Annotated in this window: 20 protein-coding genes; 13 read left to right on the plus strand and 7 right to left on the minus strand. The window is 63.8% G+C overall.

The window, feature by feature from the left end; all coding sequences use genetic code 11:
* Positions 1–32: 32 nt before the first annotated feature.
* The 8 genes from H8S57_RS10300 to H8S57_RS10335 all read left to right on the plus strand — a co-directional run bounded on the left by H8S57_RS10300 (position 33) and on the right by H8S57_RS10335 (position 8319).
* Positions 33–1760: a phospho-sugar mutase gene (locus tag H8S57_RS10300; protein WP_186908001.1), complete on the plus strand. Its 1728-nt coding sequence runs from the start codon at positions 33–35 to the stop codon at positions 1758–1760.
* Positions 1761–2129: 369 nt separating this feature from the next.
* Complete coding sequence (locus tag H8S57_RS10305; protein WP_186908002.1) at positions 2130–3029, plus strand: precorrin-6B methylase; 900 nt, start codon at positions 2130–2132, stop codon at positions 3027–3029.
* Positions 3030–3452: 423 nt separating this feature from the next.
* On the plus strand, positions 3453–4034 hold the full coding sequence (locus tag H8S57_RS10310; protein ID WP_186908003.1) for a 2-oxoacid:acceptor oxidoreductase subunit gamma family protein: 582 nt from the start codon (positions 3453–3455) through the stop codon (positions 4032–4034).
* Positions 4031–4336, plus strand: a complete 306-nt coding sequence (locus H8S57_RS10315; RefSeq protein WP_186908004.1) for a 4Fe-4S binding protein — start codon at positions 4031–4033, stop codon at positions 4334–4336. The genes H8S57_RS10310 and H8S57_RS10315 overlap by 4 nt, the downstream gene beginning before the upstream one ends.
* Position 4337: 1 nt before the next feature.
* A complete protein-coding gene (gene porA / locus H8S57_RS10320; RefSeq protein WP_186908005.1) occupies positions 4338–5537 on the plus strand; it encodes a pyruvate ferredoxin oxidoreductase in 1200 nt (399 codons plus the stop codon).
* Position 5538: 1 nt separating this feature from the next.
* Entirely contained in the window at positions 5539–6468 is a 930-nt protein-coding gene (locus tag H8S57_RS10325) for a thiamine pyrophosphate-dependent enzyme (protein ID WP_186908006.1), read from the plus strand.
* Between the two features lie 85 nt (positions 6469–6553).
* The gene (locus H8S57_RS10330; RefSeq protein WP_186908007.1) at positions 6554–7009 is read left to right on the plus strand and encodes a low molecular weight protein-tyrosine-phosphatase; all 456 of its coding nucleotides are present in this window, start codon (positions 6554–6556) and stop codon (positions 7007–7009) included.
* A gap of 89 nt (positions 7010–7098) precedes the next feature.
* A complete protein-coding gene (locus H8S57_RS10335; protein WP_186908008.1) occupies positions 7099–8319 on the plus strand; it encodes an MFS transporter in 1221 nt (406 codons plus the stop codon).
* An 82-nt stretch (positions 8320–8401) separates the two neighbouring features.
* Here the strand turns inward: H8S57_RS10335 and H8S57_RS10340 are convergent, their stop codons facing one another.
* Positions 8402–10843 (minus strand): cation-translocating P-type ATPase, encoded by a 2442-nt coding sequence (locus H8S57_RS10340; RefSeq protein WP_186908009.1) that lies wholly within the window; start codon positions 10841–10843, stop codon positions 8402–8404.
* Positions 10844–10993: 150 nt separating this feature from the next.
* Between H8S57_RS10340 and H8S57_RS10345 the strand changes: the two genes are divergently transcribed.
* Positions 10994–11353: a hypothetical protein gene (locus tag H8S57_RS10345; protein ID WP_243204783.1), complete on the plus strand. Its 360-nt coding sequence runs from the start codon at positions 10994–10996 to the stop codon at positions 11351–11353.
* Between the two features lie 152 nt (positions 11354–11505).
* Positions 11506–12075, plus strand: a complete 570-nt coding sequence (locus H8S57_RS10350) for an ECF transporter S component (RefSeq protein WP_186908011.1) — start codon at positions 11506–11508, stop codon at positions 12073–12075.
* Positions 12076–12152: 77 nt separating this feature from the next.
* Here H8S57_RS10350 and H8S57_RS10355 read toward each other — a convergent pair whose 3' ends face one another.
* The 6 genes from H8S57_RS10355 to H8S57_RS10380 all read right to left on the minus strand — a co-directional run bounded on the left by H8S57_RS10355 (position 12153) and on the right by H8S57_RS10380 (position 18808).
* Entirely contained in the window at positions 12153–13097 is a 945-nt protein-coding gene (locus H8S57_RS10355; RefSeq protein WP_186908012.1) for an ROK family protein, read from the minus strand.
* Between the two features lie 94 nt (positions 13098–13191).
* Positions 13192–14280, minus strand: a complete 1089-nt coding sequence (locus H8S57_RS10360) for a lysylphosphatidylglycerol synthase transmembrane domain-containing protein (RefSeq protein ID WP_186908013.1) — start codon at positions 14278–14280, stop codon at positions 13192–13194.
* Between the two features lies 1 nt (position 14281).
* The gene (locus H8S57_RS10365; RefSeq protein WP_186908014.1) at positions 14282–15376 is read right to left on the minus strand and encodes an MGDG synthase family glycosyltransferase; all 1095 of its coding nucleotides are present in this window, start codon (positions 15374–15376) and stop codon (positions 14282–14284) included.
* A 77-nt stretch (positions 15377–15453) separates the two neighbouring features.
* Complete coding sequence (locus tag H8S57_RS10370) at positions 15454–15999, minus strand: 4'-phosphopantetheinyl transferase family protein (protein WP_186908015.1); 546 nt, start codon at positions 15997–15999, stop codon at positions 15454–15456.
* Positions 16000–16312: 313 nt separating this feature from the next.
* Positions 16313–17557, minus strand: a complete 1245-nt coding sequence (locus H8S57_RS10375) for a serpin family protein (RefSeq protein ID WP_186908016.1) — start codon at positions 17555–17557, stop codon at positions 16313–16315.
* A gap of 18 nt (positions 17558–17575) precedes the next feature.
* Positions 17576–18808, minus strand: a complete 1233-nt coding sequence (locus tag H8S57_RS10380; RefSeq protein WP_186908017.1) for a serpin family protein — start codon at positions 18806–18808, stop codon at positions 17576–17578.
* Between the two features lie 138 nt (positions 18809–18946).
* On the opposite strand from H8S57_RS10380, the gene H8S57_RS10385 reads away from it, so the two are divergent.
* The 3 genes from H8S57_RS10385 (at position 18947) to H8S57_RS10395 (ending at position 22812) form a co-directional block, all read left to right on the plus strand.
* Positions 18947–19642: a response regulator transcription factor gene (locus H8S57_RS10385; protein ID WP_186908018.1), complete on the plus strand. Its 696-nt coding sequence runs from the start codon at positions 18947–18949 to the stop codon at positions 19640–19642.
* Positions 19643–19686: 44 nt separating this feature from the next.
* A complete protein-coding gene (locus H8S57_RS17105; protein ID WP_207723764.1) occupies positions 19687–21780 on the plus strand; it encodes a sensor histidine kinase in 2094 nt (697 codons plus the stop codon).
* A 120-nt stretch (positions 21781–21900) separates the two neighbouring features.
* Positions 21901–22812 (plus strand): NAD(P)/FAD-dependent oxidoreductase, encoded by a 912-nt coding sequence (locus H8S57_RS10395; protein ID WP_186908019.1) that lies wholly within the window; start codon positions 21901–21903, stop codon positions 22810–22812.
* Positions 22813–22991 lie beyond the last annotated feature (179 nt).

Genomic DNA, 22991 nt, shown 5'->3' on the forward strand with positions numbered 1-22991 from the left:
CGGCGGGCAGGAAGAAGAAGGAGGTAAGGATAATGACCTACAGGCAAGCCTATCAGCAGTGGCTGGAAAGCCCGGCCCTCAGCGCGGCGGAGCGGGAAGAGCTGCGCTCCATCGCAGGCGATGAAAAGGAGATCGAAGGCCGCTTTTTCGGCCCCCTGGAATTCGGCACCGCCGGTCTTCGGGGCACCATGTGTACGGGACTGCACAATATGAACGTCCATGTGATCCGTCACGCCACCCAGGCCTTCGCCCAGGTGATTTTGGAAGAAGGCGCGGCCTCCGCGGCCCGGGGCGTGTGCATCTGTTACGACTGCCGCAACCACTCGCAGGAATTTGCCCGGGAGGCGGCTTCCGTCATGGCGGGCAACGGCATCCCGGTGCGGATTTTCGCATCCCTGCGCCCCACGCCGGAGCTTTCCTTCGCCGTGCGGGAATATCACGCCATCGCCGGCATCAACGTCACCGCCAGCCATAATCCCAAGGAGTATAACGGCTATAAGGTCTATTGGGAGGACGGCGCCCAGCTGCCGCCCCGCCACGCCGACGCGGTGGCGCAAAAGATGTCTGAGCTGGACCTGTTTTCCTCCATCCGCCGCATGGACTATGACCAGGCAGTCTCCCAGTCCCTGGTCCAGATTATGGGGGCGGAGACCGACGAGGCCTTTCTCGCCCACGTCATGGCCCAAGCCACTGCTCCGGAGGCCGTGGCCCGGGTGGCCGACGAATTCAAGATGGTCTACACCCCCTTCCACGGCACCGGCTACCAGCTGATCCCCGAAGCGCTGCGCCGCCTGGGGATGAAGCATGTACTCTGTGTGCCGGAGCAGATGGTCATCGACGGCAGCTTTCCCACCGTGGCCTCCCCCAACCCGGAAAATCCGGAGGGCTTCGCCCTGGCGGTGGAGCTGGCCAAACGGGAGGGCGCCGACTTTATCCTGGGCTCCGATCCGGACGCCGATCGGGTGGGCATCATGGTACGCACCTCGGACGGCAGCTTCAAGGTCATCTCAGGCAATCAGACCGGCGTTCTGCTGCTGGACTACCTGATCGGGGCCATGAAGCGCGCGGGCCGGCTGCCCGCCCAGCCTGTGGCGCTCAAAACCATCGTCACTACCGAGATGGCCCGCAAGGTAGCCCAGGTCAACGGCCTTGCCTGCTATGATACGTTCACCGGCTTCAAGTTCCTGGCTGAGAAAAAGGACCAGCTGGAGGGCAGCGGCGCAGGCAACGTGATCTTCTCCTACGAAGAGTCCTACGGCTACATGCTGGGCGACTATGTGCGGGACAAGGACGCGGTCACCGCCTCCCTGCTGCTCACGGAGATGGCCGCCTGGTATCACGGGCAGGGCATGACCCTGTACGACGCTCTCCAGGCGCTCTTCGCCAAGTACGGCTGGTACGCGGAGCGCACCCTGAACCTGGTCATGCCTGGGCTGGACGGCCTGAAGCAGATGGCCGCTCTGATGTCCGGCCTGCGCCAGTCTCCGCCTGACGCCATCGCCGGGGTCCGGGTAGCGCGGCAGAAAGACTACCTGGACGGCACGGTGGTGGACACTGCGACCGGCGCCGCGGGCAACATGGAGCTCTCCGGCTCCAACGTGCTGCGTTACGAGCTCTGCGACGGCACCAGTCTGATCGTCCGCCCCTCGGGTACCGAGCCCAAGGTAAAGGTCTATATCCTGGCTCAGGGGACCGACCGCGCCGACTGCGCCGCCAAAGTGGCTCAATATGCCGCCTGGGCGGAGTCCCTGAAACGCTGAATCCCTCCCGACGGGCCGCCGCACAGCCATGCGGCGGCCCGTTTTGGAGCGTGCCAAGCCGCGCCTGCCGCGGCCATCCGCTCGCTTTTTGGGTTTTCCGCTGGATTTTCCACACTGCTGTGTTATAATGGGGCTGTCAAAAAAGTGGCAAAGCCGCTTTTCGAGAAGGCATGCGCGAAATTTTCACCTTGCTTTCCTGCGAATTGTCGGCAGAAATTTCGTGAAAAGCGTCCGTTCCAAGGCACATATCCTTGGAACGGACGGGATTTCCTTTTATTCCGCCGCCTGCGGGCGGCGGAACTCCCTGCGGGAGGGCTTTGGGGACAGTCCGAACGTCTGCAATCACACTGTCAGAGGGGGACGCATCTTATGGAACAGCAGCTTTTCAACAATTCCTATATCCTGGCCTGGCTCCAGTATTTCTCCGACCACACGCAGGTGGACTTGGAGAAGGTCAAGCTTTTGGATATCACCCGCAAAAACAAAAACCTGATCCCCACGGTGGAATCCCATCCGGCGGTGCTGGTCTTTACCGAGGCGGGCCATGCGGATATCTTCTACCGCATGTGGGATGCGGGCCTGGGCGACTGCACCGTCTGGTACAACGAGGGCTCGGATCCCTCCGGTCCCATCAAGCATGACCTGCTGCGGGATATGATCGACCGCGGCATCAACGCCTCGGCGGGCATGCTGGTGCTCAATCCCAACGCCCGCTCTTCGTATAAAGTCGGCATGCGCAACTCCAGCTTTTCCCGCGGCTCCATTCATTACGTGGGCAGCGAGATCCGTGCCGTGCTTCTCAATAAGATGCACCTGTCCGTGGGGGATACGGTGTGTGTGGTCAGCGGGGAAAGCATCGCGGTGGAGAGCGCCATCTTGGCAGGCGAAGGCACCGTCATCGCCGTGGAATACAACCAGCAGGATCGTCAGACCATGGAGGAAAACGCCCATAAATTCGGTCTGAACAACATCGCCATCATCGACCATGTGGACGACGCCTCTCTGTCCGGCCTGCCCGTGCCCACCCTGACCTTCCTGGTGGCCTCCGCCAGTCTGGAGCAGGAGCTCCAATGCCTGCTCCGCCGCAACCCCCATATGGAGTTTGTGATCTATACCCTGGACTTCCGCTGCGCCGCCTCTCTGCCCGCCCTGTTTGAGCAGTACGGCATCGGTGAGACCGAGGTGATCCAGATCGCCGTGTCCAAGCTGGGCGGCAAAAACACCTTCACGCAGGAGCCCGCTCCCTGGGTCATCTCCGGCCGGGCGTAAAACGTCCGGCGGAACCGCTCCTCGGATTTTGTCAAATTGACCCTTGACAATCCCGCCCCCATGGGCTATATTATTTCATAATTTATTCCGCTAAAGATGAGGATGGAGACAGTAGGGTCTGACCGAAGTTTTGCAGAGAGCCGGTGTCTGGTGAAAATCCGGTATCAGTAGGTCCCGCCCGAAGATCACTCCGGAGTTGCAGCCCGAACCGTTTGCCGAAGTAGGCGCTGCCGGCCTTCCCCGTTACCGGAAACGCATATGACGGTATGCAGTAACGGGTGGTACAGCGAAAGTGCAGGCTTTCGTCCCTTTACGGGACGAAAGCCTTTTTATTTTTCCGGAAACGGCCCGCGGGCTTTTCCGGCGGGGGCGGCTGCCCTCCGCGCTGCGAACGCAACCACTTCAATACGGGAGGAATCAACCATGAGCGCATCCATGACCGAGATCCGCTGGCACGGCCGCGGCGGCCAGGGGGCCAAAACGGCCTGCCTGCTGCTGGCCGACGCGGCCTTTGCCTCCGGCAAGTATGTCCAGGGGTTTCCCGAGTACGGTCCGGAGCGTATGGGCGCACCCATCACCGCCTATAACCGGATCAGCGACGTCCCCTGCACCATCCACTCCAACATCTACGCGCCCGACTACGTCGTGGTGGTGGACGAATCCCTGCTCTTCTCCGTGGATGTAACGGCGGGGCTGAAGGAGGGCGGCGCGCTGGTGATCAACTCCGCCAAAGCGCCCGCATCCCTGCGTCCTCTGCTGCGGGGCTGGACGGGCCGGGTGGGCGTCATCGACGCCCGCCGCATCTCCGAGGAGCATCTGGGCGGCTACTTTCCCAATACCCCCATGCTTTCCGCCATCGTGCAGGTCAGCCGTGTCCTGGATCCGGGACGTTTCATCGCGGATATGGAGGCCTCCTTCCGCCATAAATTTGCCACCAAACCCCAGGTGATCCAGGGCAATATGAACTGTCTGATCCAATCCATGAAGGAGGTGCGTCTGGCATGAGCATCCAGGCAAAGGCGATCAACGAGCAGACCCCCTGGCAGGATCTGACCCCCGGCGGGGAGATCTACGAGGGGGGCACCGCCCGGGCGGTGCGCACCGGCGAGTGGCGCTCCGACGTTCCGGTCTGGGACGCCTCCAGGTGCAAACAATGCCTTCTGTGCGCCCCCTACTGCCCCGACTCCTCCATTCCCGTGCAGGCCGGGCGGCGTCTGGACTTTGATCTGGACCACTGCAAGGGCTGCGGCATCTGCTGGAAGGTCTGTCCCTTCCAGGCCATCCAAATGCAGCAGGAGGTGCGCTGATATGAGCATCCGGGAACGTCTCTCCGGCAACGAAGCCATTGCCTGCGCCATGCGGCAGATCGACCCCGACGTCTTTGCCGCCTTCCCCATCACCCCCTCCACGGAGATCCCCCAGTATTTTGCCCAGTATGTGGCCGACGGCCGGGTGAGCACCGAGTTCATCCCCGTGGAGTCGGAGCACTCCTCTCTCTCCGCCTGTATCGGGGCCCAGGCCGCCGGCGTCCGGGCGGTCACCGCCACCTCCTCCTGCGGCCTGGCCTTTATGTACGAGGTGCTGTACGTAGCGGCCTCCGCCCGTCTGCCCATCACCCTGGCCTGCGTCAACCGCACGCTCACCGGCCCCATCAACATCAATAACGACCACTCCGACTCCATGGGCGCACGGGACACGGGCTGGCTCCAGCTCTACGCGGAAAATAACCAGGAGGCCTATGACAATTACCTCCAGGCCATGCGCATCGCCGAGACCCCCGACGTACGCCTGCCCATCATGGTCTGCCAGGACGGCTTCATCACCTCCCACGCCGTGGAAAATATCCTGCTGGAGGAGGACGCCGCCGTTAAGGCCTTCGTGGGCGAGTACCGCCCGGAGCACTATCTGCTCAAACAGGAAAATCCCCTGGCCGTGGGGCCCTATGATACCTGCCCCTACTGTATGGAGCATAAGGTACAGCAGGCCGAAGCCATGAAAAACGCCAAGCGGGCCATTCTGGATGTGGCCGCCGACTTTGCCCGCACCTTCGGCCGCTCCTACGGCTTCTTTGAGGAATACCGCATGGAGGACGCTGAGGTAGCCCTGGTGCTCATCGGCTCCACCGCCGGCACCGCGAAGGCCTGCGTGGAGCGCCTGCGCGCCCGCGGGGTCCGCGTGGGGCTCATCAAGCTGCGGGTCTTCCGTCCCTTCCCTGCCGAAGAGCTGGCCGCCGCGCTGGCCCATGTAAAGGCCGTGGCGGTTCTGGACAAGAGCGAGGGAAACTCCGCCTGCGGCGGTCCGCTTTTTGCCGAGACCCGCTGCGCCTGCTACGATCTGCCCCACCCGCCCAAAATGATCGACGTGGTCTACGGCCTGGCGGGCCGGGACTGCGCGGTGGAGGATGTGGAGCGGGTCTATCGCCGCCTGCTGCACATCGTCCAGACCGGCGAGACCGGCCCCCGCTACGTCCATATGGGCCAGCGCAGCAAACAGGAAGAGGTGTTGTAACATGGCATATAATCATAAGGCCGAACTCTCCAAGCCCGAGCGTTTTGTGGGCGGCCACCGGCTCTGCGCCGGGTGCGGCGCGGGCATCGTCTGCCGGGCCATGACCCGTGCGCTGGACGAAGGGGACAAGGCGGTCATCTGCAACGCCACCGGCTGCCTGGAGGTCTCCTCCTTCCTCTACCCCTATACCGCCTGGGAGGACTCCTACATCCACTCCGCCTTCGAGAACGCCTCCGCCACCTGCGGCGGCGTGGAGGCGGCTTATCGGGCTCTGAAAAAGAAGGGCAGGATCGACGATACCTTTAAATTCCTGGCCATCGGCGGGGACGGCGGTACCTATGACATCGGCTTCCAGTCTCTGTCGGGCGCCATGGAGCGCGGCCATGACATGACCTACTTCTGCTATGACAACGAAGCGTATATGAACACCGGCATCCAGCGCTCCTCCTCCACCCCCCGCTTTGCCAACGCCACCACCAGCCCCACCGGCGCGGAGAGCCTGGGCAAGCGCCAGAACAAAAAGGACCTGACCGGAATCCTGGCGGCCCACCGGATCCCCTACGTGGCGCAGACCACTTTCCTGGGCAACTTTAAGGATTTCCACGAGAAGGCCCATCGGGCCATCTATACCCCCGGCCCCGTCTTTGTCAACGTCCTGGCCCCCTGTCCCCGGGGCTGGCAGTATTCCCCCGAGCTGCTGCCCGAGATCTGCAAACTGGCGGTAGAGACCTGCGTCTGGCCCTTGTACGAGGTCGTGGAGGGCAAATGGATGCTCAGCTATGAGCCCAAAAAGAAACTTCCCGTCACCGAATTCATGAAGCTCCAGGGCCGCTTCAGGCACTGCTTCCGCCCCGGCAACGAGTGGACGCTGGAGGCCGCCCAGCAATCTGTGGACGAGCAGTGGGAGACCCTTCTGGCCCGCTGCGTGTAACTTTTCCCAAACGGCAAGTCCGGCCCCGCGGAGGGGGCTTCCGGTCGTTTCGCTTCCCTTCACGTCGTAATCGGAGGATTTTATCATGCACCGTCTTCTTTTCGTCTGCCACGGCAACATTTGCAGAAGCCCCATGGCTGAGTTTGTGATGAAGGACTTGGTGCGCAAAGCGGGCCTGGACCATTCGTTCGCAATTTCCTCAGCCGCCACCAGCGCCGAAGAGACCGGCCGCCCCGTCTATCCCCCCGCCCGCCGCATGCTCCTCTCCCATGGGCTCGATCCCTCCGGCAAGCGTGCAGTCCAGCTCCAGCCGGGGGATTACGTCCGCTGGGACCGGTTCATCGGCATGGATGAGGCCAACCGCCGCAGCATGACGCGGCTTTTCGGAGGCGACCCGGAGCACAAGGTACATCTGCTGCTGGATTACGCTCCCCGGCCCGGGTCGGTAGCCGATCCCTGGTATACCGGCGACTTTGAAACGGCCTGGCGGGATATATCCGCAGGGTGTGCCGGACTCTTTACGGCCCTGACCGGCCTTTGACGTACAATTTCTGGCTGGCTCTGGACAATCGCTCAACAATCTGGTAAGATGCAAGATATAAAATCTTTATCATAAGGAGCGTATCCAGCATGAAACAAGCAAGCACCTCCATCCGCTGGCTCTATCTTGTGGTGGGCGTCATCGCCCTGCTGTTCGCCGGTATTCTCTACGCCTGGTCCATCCTGAAAGCCCCCCTGGCCGCCGAATTCGGCTGGTCGGCGGCCGATCTGGCCCTGAATTTCACCTTAACCATGTGCTTTTTCTGTCTGGGCGGCATGGCAGGCGGACTGCTGGCCAAGCGGCTGGGTACCCGGCTCACCCTGATCCTGGCGGCCCTGCTCGCCTGCGCGGGCTTTCTGCTCACCGCCCGGCTCTCCGGGCAGAGCGTCGCCATGCTCTACGTGAGCTACGGCATCCTCAGCGGCGCGGGCATCGGCATCGCTTATAACGTCATCATCTCCACCACCAGCGCGTGGTTTCCCGACAAGAAAGGCACCTGCTCCGGCGCGCTGATGATGGGCTTCGGCGCTTCCGCCTTGGTGCTGGGCAATCTTGCGGGCGCGCTCATCGATCACCCGTCTGTGGGCTGGCGTGCCGCGTTCTCCTTCCTGGGCGGCGCTTTGGGCCTGGTGCTGCTGATCGCCGCTTTTCTCCTCCGCCTTCCCGCTCCGGATACCGCGCTGCCTCAGCCCCAGGTCAAAGCCGCCCGAAAGGACGAGGCGTTCGAGGCCCACGATTATACGCCCGGTGAGATGATCCGCCGCTTTCCCTTTTGGCGTGCGTTCCTCTGCATCGTCTTCCTGGCTGCGGTCGGCAACACCGTCATCTCGTTTGCCAAGGACCTCTCCCTCTCCGTCGGGGCCAACGCCGCCCTGGCCACCACTCTGGTCGGCGTGCTTTCGGTGTGCAATGGCCTGGGGCGCATCCTCACCGGCGCGCTCTTCGACCTGCTGGGCCGCCGCAGAACCATGCTGCTGGCCAATGTGACCGCCATCCTGGCCGCCGCGGTCACGCTGCTCTCGGTGCTCGCCGCTTCGGTGCCTCTGTGCGTCATCGGCCTGTGCGTCACCGGTCTGTCCTACGGCGCCTGTCCCACCATCTCCTCCGCGTTCACGTCCGCCTTTTATGGTACGAAGCATTTTCCCGTCAATTTTTCGATTATGAACTTCAATCTGATGGGCGCTTCCTTTATGGCCACCGCCGCCAGCGTCCTGCTGGGCAGCACCGGCGGCTATGTGGCCCCCTTCCTCCTGCTTCTGGTGCTGGCCCTGGCGGCGCTGTTGCTGAACCTGAGCGTCCGCCGTCCCTGATGCAAATCAAAACGTGCCCGGCTCTCCTTTTTACCCGCAGAACAGCGCCCTCCGGCCTTGAGCCGGAGGGCGCTGTCGCGTCTTAATTTCGTTTTCCGCCCCGGTTTTTTACTGCGTTGACGAGGGCGTCTCCGTTCTGGAAGAAGCCCAGCATAAAGCGCAGCACCGAATAGGATAGGCCCAGAAAAACCAGCAGGATCAGCAGGGTCTGTATATTCAGCGGGGACAACCCAAAGCTGCTGCCAAACCCCAGTACCGCCACGGCGGAAGAGCCCGCCATGGCGCCCCATACCACCCGGCGCTTCCAGTCGAAGGGCTTGCACACCTGGTAGAGCACCAGAAGGCCGATAAACAGCAGCAGGATGGCCGCCATGGTAGACAGCTCTTCGGTGGTGAACGCGAATGCCCAGTAGAAAAGCTCCAGGCCCAGGATCACCAGCAGGTCGGTGAGCCCGCCGGGCAGCGCCGCCCGAAACACATTTCCCAAGAACCGTCCCTTCACCAGGCTGTGGTTGGGCTCCAGCGCCAGGAAGAAGGAGGGCACGCCGATGGTCAGGGCGCTCATAAGGGAGAGCTGAAGCGGGGTGACCGGATAGGGGAAGGAGGCAAACAGGGAGATGATGGACAGGCAGAACGAGAAAATATTCTTCACCAGGAACAGGGCGGCCGCCCGCTGGATATTGTTGATGACCCGCCGCCCCTCGGCCACGACCTTCGGCATGGCTGAGAAGTCGGAGTTGAGCAGCACCAGCTGGGCCGCGTGACAGGCGGCCTCCGCGCCGGAGGCCAGGGCGATGCCGCAGTCGGCATCCTTGAGGGCCAGCACGTCGTTGACGCCGTCGCCGGTCATGGCCACGGTGTGGCCTGCCTTCTGGAGGGCGCGTACCAGCTTGCGCTTCTGCCCCGGGGTCACCCGGCCGAAGACGGTGTACTTCACCGCCGCCCGCTCCAGGTCGCCGTCGCTTTTCAGGGCAGCCGCGTCCACGTAGTGCTCCGCTCCCGGGATCCCCGCCTGACGGGCCACCTCGGAGACCGTGATCGGGTTATCCCCCGAGATGACCTTCACATGGACGCCCTGTTCGGCAAAATACTGAAACGTCTTGGGCGCGGCGGCGCGCACCCGGTTGGACAGCAGCACCAGGGCCATAGGGCTCACCCGCTGGGGAGACAGGCCCCGCTGCTCGGGCACGCCATCGTATTCCGCCACCAGCAGCACCCGGTAGCCCTTGGCGGACCAGGGCTCCACCTGCTCCTTCACCTCAGCGTAGCGCGCGCCCAGCACGAACTCCGGCGCGCCCACCAGGTAGGCGCCGTGTCCCGGGAAGACCGCCCCGCTCCACTTGGTGGCGGAGGTAAAGGGAATTGTATGGGAGGCATGCCATACGGACACGCCGTGAAACTTGTTCCGCATGGCTTTGGCGGTGTCGTTGTCCGCATCCACCGCCCGATAGAAGGCATTGAGCACCTCAGTGACCGCCTCGCCGGACCAGCGCTCCTCGTTCAGCAGCACCGTCTCCCCCACCTCCATATGGGGTTCGGTGATGGTACCGGTCTTATCCACGCACAGAACGTCCACCCGGGCCAGCGTCTCGATGCAGCTCATATCCTGGGCGAGCACCTTACCCCGGGCCAGACGTACGACGCTCACCGCCAGGGCCACGCTGGTCAGCAGGTACAACCCCTCCGGGATCATGCCGATGAGGGCGGCCACCGTGGACACCACGGCCTGCTTCGCCCCCAGCTCCAGGAAATAATACTCCTTGATGAACAGGGCCACCCCCAGTGGGACCAGCACGATGCCGATGAAGCGGATGAGCTTGTCCAGAGAGGCCATCATCTCGCTTTTGCCGGCGGTAACATTCTTTTTGGCCTCCAGGGTGAGCCGTGCCGCATACGAGTCCGCCCCCACCTGGTCCAGCCGCGCCCGGCATTTCCCCGAGACGATGAAAGAGCCGGACAGCAGCCCCTCCCCGGGCTTTTTGGTAATGGCGTCGGCCTCGCCGGTGATCAGGGCCTCGTTCACCTGCACCTGTCCGGCCAGGACGGTGGCGTCGGCGGGGATCTGGTCCCCGGCGGAAAACTCCGCCACGTCGTCCCGCACCAGCTGGGCGGCGGGGATGGACAGCAGGTTCCCCTCCCGCACCACCTTGGCCCGGGGCGCGGAGAGCAGGTTGAGCTTGTCGATGGTCTGCTTGCTGCGCAGCTGCTGGATGATGCCGATGCCGGTATTGGCCGCGGCGATCAGCAGAAACAGCATATCGTCAAAGGAGCCCACCGCGATCAGCAGGGCCGCCAGAACGATGAAGATGAAGTTAAAGAAGGTGCACACATTCTCCCGGACGATCTGCCCCACGCTCTTGGTGGGGGATTCCACCGCGGTATTGGCCCAGCCCGCCCGGTGGCGCAGCTGCACCTGCTCCATGGTCAGGCCCTGGGTGGGGTCCGGTGTGACCCGTGGCACCTCCTGCCGGGGCCGTGGCTGTTCGGGCACAGTGGGCTTGCGCTCGTTTTTTTTCATGCTCATGCCTCTTGCTTCCTCAGATTTCCGTACGCCCCCATTCGCATGCGTTCGGAGCAATGCCGGTTGATTCAGCAGACATTATTATACTGTCCCGCCCCGCCCCGGACAAGGCTCTTTCGGGAAATTTAACGCTTTCGACATAATTTCTTTGTATTGGAACTGCTTAAAACGAGTCTACCCGCCCCCCGCGGCTACTATACTGTGGATAAGGAGGCGGTGCCGATGGAATTGGGACAGGACAAACAGCAGACCATCACCCGGCTGGCGATCTGCGTGGTCATTGCGGTCATGCTTTACGCGGCGCTGGACAAATTGGGCGGCGGCATTCCAAAGCTGGCCCCCTACAAGCCCTGGCTGGAGCAGAACAAGGTGCAGGCCATCGCTATCGCTGCGGCGGTGCTGTTCGGCGCCTCTCTGGCGGCGTTCCCCCTGGAGGAGCCTGCTGCCCCGCCCCCCGCAGCCAGCGAGGCGGACCCCTGCGCAGGGTTTGAAAGGGCCTGTGATTTGCCGTAAGGCAAATCACAGGCCCTCAGCATGCCGCCCGTCTGACCTTATAAAAAAACTTGAATTTGGATATTTCAATCATGCCATATTTGCCGTATGATGGCAATGCCAAATAGAACCGGCCGGTTCTGGCGATCTGCATGGAAAGGGGTCCAACTTTTATGGAAAAGACAGCGGAACACCATACGGCCGCGGCGGCACGTCAGACCCGGATGCTGGTGATGACGGCGCTGTTCGCGGCGCTGGGCTATGTGGCCACCCGGGTACTTCAGGTTCCTTCTCCCTCCGGGGGCTATCTGAATCTGGGCGACGCAGTCGTGCTGTTGGGCGCTTATCTGCTGGGGCCGGTGTACGGCGCCGCCGCCGGGGGGCTGGGGCCCGCTCTGGCGGACCTTTTGTCCGGCTATGCCGCCTGGGTTCCGGGGACCTTGTGTATCAAGGCCCTGATGGGGCTGACGGCCGCCCTGCTGTACCGGGGTCTTGGGAAACGCTCCTGGGCGCTGCCGGTGTGCGGTCTGGCTGCGGAGGCCATCATGGTGGCGGGCTATTGGCTGTACGACGCGCTTTTAGCCTCGCTGGGCGGACAGGCCTTTGCCGTGAGCCTGATCGGTTCGGCTGCCGGCATTCCCAGCAACCTTGTGCAGGCGGCGTTCGGCGCGGTGGTATCCACCCTGCTGGCCATGGTGCTGCGGAGGAGCGGCTATGTGTGCAAGGAATTCCCCCATCTTTAGCTCCTGCGCGCCGGCGGATCGGGACAGGGAGCGGCGCCCCCGGCCGGAAAACATCCGGCCGGGGGCGCCGCGGCTTTTCAGCGGAATTTGGGCAGCAGCGCCGCGCCGATCAACCCCGCGTCGTTGCCCAGCTGGGCCCGTACCAGCCGGGTGCGGTGGACTTGGTTGCGGGCGTAATCCTCCCGGTTGAGGATGTACCGTACCGGGGCCATCAGGGTCTCCCCCTGGGCGGAGGGTCCTCCGCCGATGCAGAATACCTCCGGCTGAAAGATATTGACCAGGCTGGCCACGCCGCAGCCCAGGTAGCTGACATACTCGTCGATGACCTGCCCGGCGGCGGCGTCCCCCAGGGCGGCGGCGTCAAAGGGCGTGCGGCCGTTGACCCCTTCGCTCCCCCCCGCCAGCTCCCACAGCTTGGAATCCCGGTGCGCCTGCATCGCCTCCCGGGTGCGCTTGATCAGGGCGGTGGCGGAGCAATAGGCTTCCAAACATCCGCGCCGCCCGCAGGTGCAGGGACGTCCGTTGTACTCAATGACGAAGTGCCCCACCTCCAGCCCGGCGTAGTTGAAGCCGGTGTAGAGCTTCCCATCCAGCACCGCGCCGCCGCCCACGCCGGTCCCCAGCGTAATGGCCACCATGGACGAGCTGCCCTTGCCCGCCCCGGCGGCATATTCCCCCAGGGCGGCGGCATTTGCGTCGTTTTCCAGGTGAATCTCTTTGTTCAGCCGCGCTTCCAGCAGCGCCGCCAGAGGCACGTCCCGGAAATCCAGATTGGACCAGTATTTCACTACCCCCTCAGCGGGCTGGATGGTGCCGGGAGAGCCCACGCCCACCGTGGCGATCTCCTCCCAGCCGACCCCCGCGTCCACCGCCGCCGCGTGGGCCGCGGCGGCCATGGCGTCGGCCACCGGCTCCACCCCTCGGGGCGTGGGCAGGCTGGCACGGCCCAGGATCGTCCCCGCGTCATCCACCACGGCGGCGGCCACATTGGTGCCGCCCAGATCAATACCCAGATAGTTCATACGCCCGACCTCCTTCTTTTTCTGTCCCTCAGCATTATAAAACAAAGCGCCGGCCCTCACAAGAGGGCCGGCATTTTTTCCTAAGATCCCCGCTCTACCAGCTGGTCACCGTGCCCCGAACCCTCTTGGGCTTTTTGGGGGTGACGATGACCGGCTGTGCCGCCTGCGCCGGACGGCTGGTGCGAAAGTGGACCCAGAGGGTCACCCCCGCGCTGATGAGCAGGAAGGAATAGAAACTGATCCCCCGGGAGAGCAGCACCGCGGGGGTGACCAGCGCAGAGCCGAAGAACAGGGTCATGGCCTTTACAAAGCCTCCCTCAGAGGCGCCCACCGCACCCGGAAGCGGCAGAGAGGAGACCGCCAGCGTCACCAGCGCCTGGGTGCAGATGATATCTGCGGCGCTGTAGCCGGACAGTCCAAAGGCGCGATACACCACAAAAGGCACCGAAAACAGCGCGGTAAGCTGCACCGCGGTCACACCGGCCAGGATGGGGATCAGGCCGGGATTGGCCTTAACGCAGTCGGCGCCCCGGCGGTACTCCTGCATCTGATGCTCCAGCTTTTCCTCCGCAGCGGGACGATTCCGGACCAGGTGCAGGCGCTCCAGCAGGTTCAGCACCCAACCGGTGAGCGCTCTTGCCGCGCCCGGCAGGAACATGAGGCACAGCATCCCCCCCGTGAGCGCCAGGTTGACCGCCCCGCCGAACAGGAGCAGCAGCGCCAGCCCTCCGCCCAGATTGGCCAGCAGATCGAAGCGGAAGAGCACCACGCCCAGAGCGTAGAGAAGCACCACCACCTGATAGCATACGGCGATGAGCATCATATTCAGCGTCCCGTGGGCGGCGGGGATCCCGTCCCTGGACATATAGTAGATCTGGGCGGGCTGCCCGCCGGTGGAGGAAGGGGTGATGGAGCTGAAATAGAATCCGGTGAAGGAGTAGCCCAGACACCGGCGGTAAGGAGCGCGATGGCCCAGCCGGCTCAGGATCAGCCGGGAACAAAGGGCCTCGCAGCCTATAAAGAGCAGCATCAAGCCAAGACCGGCCAGCACATAAAGCGGCTTCACCTGTCCCAGCACCGCCGCCAGCCGCGCGACAGGCTGTTCCCGCAGCAGGAGGAAACCGGTCGCGCCCATGAGCGCCAGCAGCAGGGCGGCGCCCAGCCAGGTTCTTTTCCGATTCATATCAGGCGCACACCTCCTTCCGCTGCGCGGCCAGGGCCGACAGGATGTGACCCAGGCTCTGTTCCTCCAGCTGTCCCTTCATGTCCCGCATATTCCGGGCCATGGACTCCAGCGCTTCGTCGTCGTAGATCAGCGCGCGGATGGCCGCCAGGCACGCCTCCGGCTCCTTGGCCGCTACCCGGCCCAATCCCCGCTTCACCAGGAAGCGGGCATTGTTCTTTTCCTGCTGCAAAAAAGGCTCCCAGGCCAGGATGGGAAGCTCGGAAAAGATGGTCTCGAACAGGGTAATGCCGCCCGGCTTGGTAAGCGCCAGGTCGGCGCGCGCCATATAGTCGTAGACCCGGTCGGTATAACCCAGCACCTCGATGTTTTGATATTTGCCCGCCAGGCGCTCGTAAAGCTTGCGGTTGTTTCCGGTGATGAGGGTGGTCTTCACGCCGGGCAGGGCGTTGAGCTGTTCGTAGAACTTGTCCCGCCGGGGCAGCAGCCCCAGGCCGCCGCCCATAATGAGCAGATGCCGCTCCCGCCCGGCCCTGCGCTGGACCGGGCGTTTGAATTCCGAGCGCACCGGGATACCGGTGACGCAGATGATGGAGCGCTCCACACCCTTGGCCGCCAGCCGCTCCCGGATGTCGTTGGACCCCACCAGATAGCAGTCCGTGCCGCTGGTGATCCACTCGGAGTGGGAAGACAGGTCTGTGACGCAGGTCACCAGGGGCAGGGTACTGCCGTTTTCCTTTTTGTAGCGGGATACCAGCTGGGCGCACATGGGATGGGTGGCCACCACCGCATCCGGTCTCCGCTGCGTCAGCAGTTCCTCCAGCGCATCCAGAAAGACGGGCTCGAACGCGGGCCGGAATTCCATATGCGCGTTTTCGGTGAGTTTATAGTACATATTAAACAGCCCGCTGCCTCGGGTGACCAGCAGGTTGAAACACTGATAGACGGTCTTGGACACGTTGGGCATGGCATAGGCCACCAGGTCCTCCACGTCCACCTCCGCCTGCGGGAAGGCCCGCAGCAGCTGCTGCCGGAGGGACAGGGAGGCCGAATAATGGCCCATGCCGAACTTTCCGGTCAGTATGAGGATTTTCAAAGCGTTTCCCTCCTTTTACAAGGTATAGTATAAAGGAGGTTTCTTTAGAAAACAGTGGGGCAAATCTTAAAATGACATTAAGAAAAAGAAACGTTTTTTTCACTCTGCCCCGGAACCTCCTCGGGCGGCTGCTCCGGCGGCGCGCAGCAGACCGCCGCCCGCCAGCCGTCTCCTCCGTAGGCGCGAAACCGCAGTCCGTCCAGCGTCCCCCCCTGTCCCGGTGCCAGCAGCGGCACGGCGATCGCCCGGGCCGGGCCGGAAAGCCCCGCGCCGGTACATTTCACCCGCGCTTCCTTCAGGGTCCAGAGGGTATAAAAGCGCTCCCAGCCTCCGCCCTGCCGGACAAACCAGGCGTATTCCTCCGGGGAGAGCACGTGCCGGGGCAGCCCCGTCCTCCGGGGCCGGATGCGCTCCACATCCACCCCCACCGCCGCCGCGCCCGCGCCGCACAGGATCAGTCCGCCGCTGTGGCTGACGTTGAAGCGCAGCTCCGGCCGGGCCGGAAAAAAGGGCTTGCCCCCGCCGTCCCGCGCCAGTGCGGGCAGGCGCTCCAGACCGTATTCCGTTCGCAGCAGCGCTTCCAGCAGCGCATAGGCGTCCCCGGTCCCCAGCCGCAGCACCATGTTCCCCGCCTCCCTTTTTTCTAAGGCATTACCGCATCATTCAACGCGTGCGGATCGGCGCGAAAATTTGTGCCGCAAAAAGGCGCAAAACCGCAGGAATACTTTTTGTATTGCAAGGTTTTGCAACGCATTTGTGGGGCAAATCGGCCGCCAAAATGTGCGTGGGGAATTGTGCGGTGATGCCCTAATTATAGCACAAAAGGAGCCGGGCGTCTCGGCTGGTTCAGGCCGGAGATAACAGATCGTTCTCGCCGGTGCCGGACAGCCGTTGGCAGCTGTGCCGCTCACAGCGGACGCATGCCCTTTTCGGTTCTTACGGCGCCTCAAACGTCCCCAGGAACAGCGGCACGCCCCGCTCCAGATCCACAATTCCGTAGACGAAGGGCCGGTCCAGGATCAGCACCGCAGCCTCTTCTGCCGGCATACTCATCGCCTCCATGACCGCCGCCGTTACGGCAGCGGCCTCCGTCCCCTTCTCGTTGACCTGGATGCGGGTCTTCTGCATCACGCTGCCGATATAGATAGGTCCGTCGGCCGTCCCCATAGCGGAAAAATCAGCGGCATCCGGATCAAACGCCGCCCCCAGCCCCAGCGTGGAGAGCGCGTCGTTCAGCATCCCGCCCCACTCCGCTTCAAATTTGGGCAGGCGCAGGGAAAGGCGCGTCTGCTCCGCCGCCGCGAGCAGGGCGGGCACCGTGCCGCCATCCCAGCCGGACAGATATTCCGTCAGATCCGTCCCCTCCTTCGGCAGCACCGCCAGAAAGCCCAGCCGCCCGTCGTCATAGGGCAGCACCACGCCGCTCTCCCGCTCCGTTTGGAGGTACCGCTCCTGCCGCACGCCGTTGCCCAGAAACTCGGTCTGCCGCGTTCCTGCGGCGGAGCGGAAGGGGAGCGCGGTGGTTTTGGCCGGATCAAAGGGCGCGGCCCAGGCATTTTTCAGATAAAGGGCGTTGACCAGCAGAAGCACCGCCTGCGCGTCCAGCGGCCGGTCCAGCACGCCGTCGATCAGGCCCATGGTCTGCTCCTTCACCCAGGCGTTGACCTGTTTCACCGTCTCCATGGCGGTCAGGTCGGCCTGATAGAGTCCGGCCCCATACGTGTCGGCGCAGCGGCGGAGAAAGCCGTCGTCCGCCGTCCAGCCCGTACCGATCCACAGTCCGTTTGCGATGTTGCACCGGGTCGTTCCCTCCAGGCCCCGGTAATCCTCCATCAGGGCGGCGCAGCTGGCGTTGAGCTCCTCCAGGCTCACGCCGCCTCCCAGCACTTCCAAAAATGCCTCCAGCGTCTCCCCGGCGGCCCCGTTGGCGGTCATGGACAGGCACAAAAGGGCGGACAGGGGCGAGACGAGGGTGTTTTCCCCCTCCTGCCGCACCTGCGCCAGCAGCGCCGCGCCGAAGGCGCCCAGGGCGTAGTCTGCCTCCGCCGAAGGGGCGGGGCGCACCGGAGCGGTACCGGTCCCCGCCGGGGCGGGCGTCAGGGAACGCCCGCTCCCGGCGGCGGCGCAGCCGCCCAGCAGGAGCAGCGCCAGACCCAGGGATAAGAATCGGATCCGTTTCATTCGTTTCTCTCCTTTCCGTCAGCCCGTCTCAAAGGTACCCAGGAACAGGGGCACGCCCCGCTCCAGGTCCACGATGCCGTAGACGAAGGGCCGGTCAAAGACCAGCTCCTCCGGGGGCGCCGCGCCTGCGCCGCTCATGCCGATGAAGGTGAAGGAAAAGGCCCGGGTACCCTGTTCATCCACTTCGATCCCGGCCCCGTGCTCTACGGCGCTGATATACAGGGGATTGCCGTGCGCATCCCGCCCCATGGGGGCAAAGTCCGCCGCGTCCGGGTCAAAGGCGTCGGTCAGGCCCATCGCCTGGAGGGCCCCGACCAGGGAGCCGCTCCACATCATCTCGAATTTGGGCAGGCGCAGCGTAAAATACTCCGTCCCGGCCCCGGCGATCAATCCGGCCAGGGCCGCGCCGTCCAGGGTATCCAGGTACTCCCCCAGCGGCGTGCCCTGGCTGGGCATCAGGGCCAGAAACGCCAGCCGGCCGTCCCGGTAGGGCAGCAGCACGCCCTGTTCCGCGTCGGTACCGATATACCGGTCCTCCCGTCCGCCGCTGCTCATCAGATCCACCGTGGCCTCCCCACCGCCCTCCGGATAGAAGGGACGAGCCTCCCAGGTGTCGTCCGGGTCAAATTCCTCCGCCCATTTGCCTTCAAAGTAAACGGCGTTGGCCAGGGCCAGGACGGTGGCGGAGTCGATCTCCTTCAGCGCGTTTTGAATGTGTCCGCCGGTATTCCGCTCGATCCAGGCGTTGATCTGCTTCCGGGTGCCGGGGTTGGAAAAGTCGGCGGCGAAGGCATCGGCCTGATAGGTGCCGGTGCAGCGGCTCAGAAAAGCGTCCTCCACCTGCGCCCCCTCGTCCAGCCAGAGGCCGTCGGCAATGGAAAGCGTGGTCTCCCCTTCCAGCGCGGCGTACTCCGAGAGCAGCGAGGCGCAGTTGGCGTTGAGCGTTTCCAGGCTCCCGTCCCCGGCCAGTACCGCTTCGAACTGCGCCAACGTCCCGCCCGCCGCGCCGTTGGCGGCCATGGACAGGCACAGCGCCGCGCTCAGGGGCGAGACGAAGGTGTTCTCGCCCGCCGTGCGGGTCTGCCGCAGCAGCTCCAGCCCAAAGTCGCCCAGGGCCGTATCCAGCGCCGCGTCGCGGCGGGCCGGAGCCTCCGGGGCCGCCCGGCCGGGCTGGAGCGCCGTGACGCCTGCCGAGCAGGCGCTCAACAGCAGGGCCATCGTCAGTGCAAGAGATAACAGCGTTCGTTTCATTGGCTTCCCTCCCAATCGGATTTGCTTTTTAGACGCTCTTTGGGGTAAAATGTTCCTGCGTCTTAAATACTTCTTAATCCTTTTCCCCCCTTGGGCTTAAATCTGCCGTGCTAAGATAGCGGCAATGAGGTGATCTTTTTGTACACTGTGCTCATCTGCGACGACGATAAGGACATCGTATCCGCTCTGGACATCTACCTGACCAGCGAGGGGTATCGCACGCTCAAGGCCTATGACGGGCTGGAGTGTCTGAAGCTGGTGGAGGAACACGAGGTGCACCTCATTCTCCTGGACGTGATGATGCCGGGTCTGGACGGCATCCGCACCACCGCCAAGCTGCGGGAAAAGCGGAATATCCCCATCATCCTGCTCACCGCGAAAAGTGAGGATTCCGACAAGGTGCTGGGCCTGAATATCGGCGCGGACGACTATGTGACCAAACCCTTCAATCCCATCGAGGTCATCGCCCGGGTCAAAAGCCAGCTGCGCCGGTACACCACCCTGGGCGGCCAGCAGCATGCCGGGGGACCGGCGGTGCTCACCAACGGAGGCATCCGTCTGGACGACGCCGCCAAGGCGGTGACGGTGGACGGAGAGATGGTGAGCCTCACGCCCATTGAGTACAACATCCTGCTGCTGCTCATGCAGAATCCGGGACGGGTATACTCCACCGGACAGATCTACGAACTGGTATGGAACGACCCCGCCCTGGGCTCGGAGAACACGGTAGCCGTGCATATCCGCCACCTGCGGGAGAAGCTCGAGATCGACCCGGCAAATCCCCGCTATCTCAAGGTGGTGTGGGGCCTGGGCTATAAGATGGAGAAGCTGTGACGCTTTTCCCCCATATCCGCCCCTTGACAAGGAGACGTGATCTCATGAAAAAACAGCTGCGCACCCATCCCGCCCTCAAAGCCTTAGCCGTGATCCTGGCCCTTGTGCTGGGGGCAGGCGGCTTCTGGGCCAGCCTGTTCACCCTGAGCCAGTGGGACGATATTTGGACCGGAACGGGGTATTACGAGAGCAGCAATTGCTACTCCAACTTGTATAACCGCCTCGCCCAGGTACGGGAGCTGGCCTGGCTGATGCAGAACCGCACCTGGGACGGCTCCCTGTCCTATCTGGACCAGCAGCGGCTGGAGGCTCTGCAGGAGGCGCTCTCCCCGGAACAGACCAATTTCCGTTTCCGTCTGGTGGACAACGCCACCGGCGAGCCGGTGTACGGCAATCTGCCCGGCGGCCAGACGATGGAGGGGGCCGTCTACCGGGTCCTGTCCGATTCCCTGGAACTGCAGCGCTACAACGGCGGGCATGAGGACGACTACCAAACCTGGGATCAGGAGATGGACTATTATCAGCTGCATATCATCCAGAGCGACGGGAGCACGCTGCTCTTCCTTCCGGAGGAGGAATCCGTGGCCAACCAATACGGCTGGCTTTTCAACGGAAGCAGCTGGGATTACTATGAGGAACTGGACCGCCGGGTCCTCTCCCGTGTGCTGGCGGTGGAATACGGCGTGACCAACCCCCAGACCGTGACGGATGAGTTTACCGAGGGCGCGCAGGACTACCTGGAGTACGCCCAATACCTGCCCGGCGTGGCCCTTCTGTCCTTGGCGCTGGATGTGCTGACCGTCCTGCTGGTGGTGTTCCTCTGCCTGGGCGCCGGCCGGCGGCGGGACCGGGAGGGCGTACTTCTCAACCACTTTGACCGCATCCCGCTGGACCTGCTGATCTTTCTGGAGTTCTGGGCCCTGGCGGCCCTGCTTGCGCTCGGGGATTCCATGGCCTGGGCCCTGAATTCCGGTGCGCTGAATTTGGAAACGGCGGTGGGGCTGGGCGTGCTCTCCCTGGGCATCAGCGGATGCCTGCTGGCCTTTCTGCTCACCCTGGCTACCCGCATCAAAACGCGCACCGTCTTCTCCAACACCCTGACCTGGCTGCTGTGCCGGGCCATCGGCCGGCTCTGCCGGGCGCTCGGCCGCTCCTGGCCGCTGACCTGGCGGGTGGTCGTGCTCTTCCTGCTCTATCTGCTGGGGAGCGTCCTGACTGCGCTGACGGTTTTCCTGATCCCCGTGTATCAGGGGCTGGCGCTCTACTTCCTTTGCCGCTGGACCATCCAGTGGCGGCGTGTGCGGGAGGGCGCGGCGCGCATCGTGGGGGGCGACCCCAGCTGCAAGATCGATACCGGCGGCAAGATGTATCCCGACCTGCGGGAGCATGCCGAACAGCTCAACGATCTGGGCGGCGCCATCCGCACCGCTGTGGACCGGCAGCTCAAAAGCGAGCGCTTTAAGGCGGAACTCATCACCAACGTCTCCCACGACCTCAAAACTCCGCTCACCTCCATCATCAACTATGTGGACCTTTTGAAAAAAGAGGAGATTCAGAATCCCAGGGCAGCCGAGTACATCGAGGTGCTGGACCGGAAGAGCCAGCGGCTGAAAAAGCTCACCGAGGACCTGGTGGAGGCCTCCAAGGCGTCCACTGGAAACCTGGCGGTGAACCGGGAACGGCTGGGCATGGTACAGCTGGTGCAGCAGGCCATCGGGGAATTCGAGGAAAAGTTTGCCCAGCGCGGCCTGCAGCTGATCTCCTCCTTCCCTGCCGAGGAGGCCTATATTCAGGCCGACGGGCGGCATCTGTGGCGCATCATCGACAACCTGCTCTCCAACTGCAACAAGTACGCCATGGAGGGCACCCGGGTCTATCTGGACGTGATGAAGTGGGACGGAACGGTGACCCTGTCGGTGAAAAACATTTCCCAGCAGCAGCTCAATATCCCCGCCGAGCAGCTGATGGAACGTTTTGTGCGGGGGGAGGAATCCCGCAGTACCGAGGGCTCCGGTCTGGGTCTGTCCATCGCGCGCAGCCTGACGGAGCTTCAGGGCGGCGTCTTCCGTCTGGATATCGACGGGGACCTGTTCAAGGCCGCCCTCTCCTTCCCGGAGGATTGCAGTCCGTCCGCATAAAACGCATGACTTTGCTCCGGCCTGGGATACTAAGCCTATCCCAGGCCGGAGCTTTTGCCGCTGCTCCGCAAAAAGCGCTCCGGCAAACGGGCAGCGACGATTACCAGTAAGGAGTAGGTTATGTACGACATCATTATCGTGGGCGGCGGCCCGGCCGGCCTGACGGCGGCACTGTACGCCAAACGGGCCGGCTTTTCCACCCTGCTGTTGGAGGGCGGAGTTCTGGGCGGTCAGGCGGCCGCCACACCCGACATCGAAAACTGGCCGGGCACCCGCCATATCTCGGGCAGCGACTTCGCCGCCAATCTCTACGAGCAGTCCAGGGCGCTGGGGGCCGAGCTCCGATTGGAGGCCGCCACGGCGCTGGAGGCGGAAGGCGCGCTGCGCCGGGTGTCCACTTCCGCCGGGCGCTACGAGGCCCGCTGCGTCATCCTCGCCAACGGCGTCAAGCGCCGGAAGCTGGGCGTGCCCGGGGAGGAGCGGCTGGCGGGCCGGGGGGTGAGCTATTGCGCCACCTGCGACGGAAACTTTTTCCGGGGCAAGGAGGTGGCCGTGGTAGGCGGCGGCAACACCGCGCTGGAGGACGCCCTCTATCTGGCCGCCCTGTGTCCCAAGGTCCATCTCATCCACCGGCGGGAACGCTTCACGGGCGACGCGCATCTGGTGGACAGTGTGCGGGATGTGGCCAATATCCGCCGCTGCATGGATACCCGCGTGCTGGAGATCCAGGGGGAGGCGTCGGTGTCCGCCCTGCGTCTGGAGGGCCCCCGCGGGGCGCATATTCTCCCCGTCTCCGGTGTGTTTGCCGCCGTGGGCCTCATCCCCGACAACGAGGCCTTCGCCCCGCCCCTGGAGCTGGACGCATACGGCTATCTCCAGGCCGGCTGCGACTGCCGCACGCCGCTGCCCGGGGTCTTCGCCGCGGGGGATACCCGTTCCAAGCAGCTGCGCCAGCTGGTCACCGCCGCGGCCGACGGCGCCACCGCCGCCTTTCAGGCGGGGCTGTATCTCCATGAGATGCAGCCTGTGTAGCGGCTGTCGAAAAAGCGGCTTCGCCACGTACCTGCCGCGGCGGAACACGGCCGAACCCTGTGAAGGGTTTTCGGCAAACAGAACGGACGGGAGCGCCGCTTTGGCGCTCCCGTCCGTGATTTGTTTCCGCCGCAAGCGTATGCGGCGCTTCCTTGCACCTGTTTTCCGTTTTGCGCGGG

Origin of the sequence: Lawsonibacter hominis (genome assembly GCF_014287895.1) — a bacterium.
Lineage (GTDB): Bacteria > Bacillota > Clostridia > Oscillospirales > Oscillospiraceae > Lawsonibacter_A > Lawsonibacter_A hominis.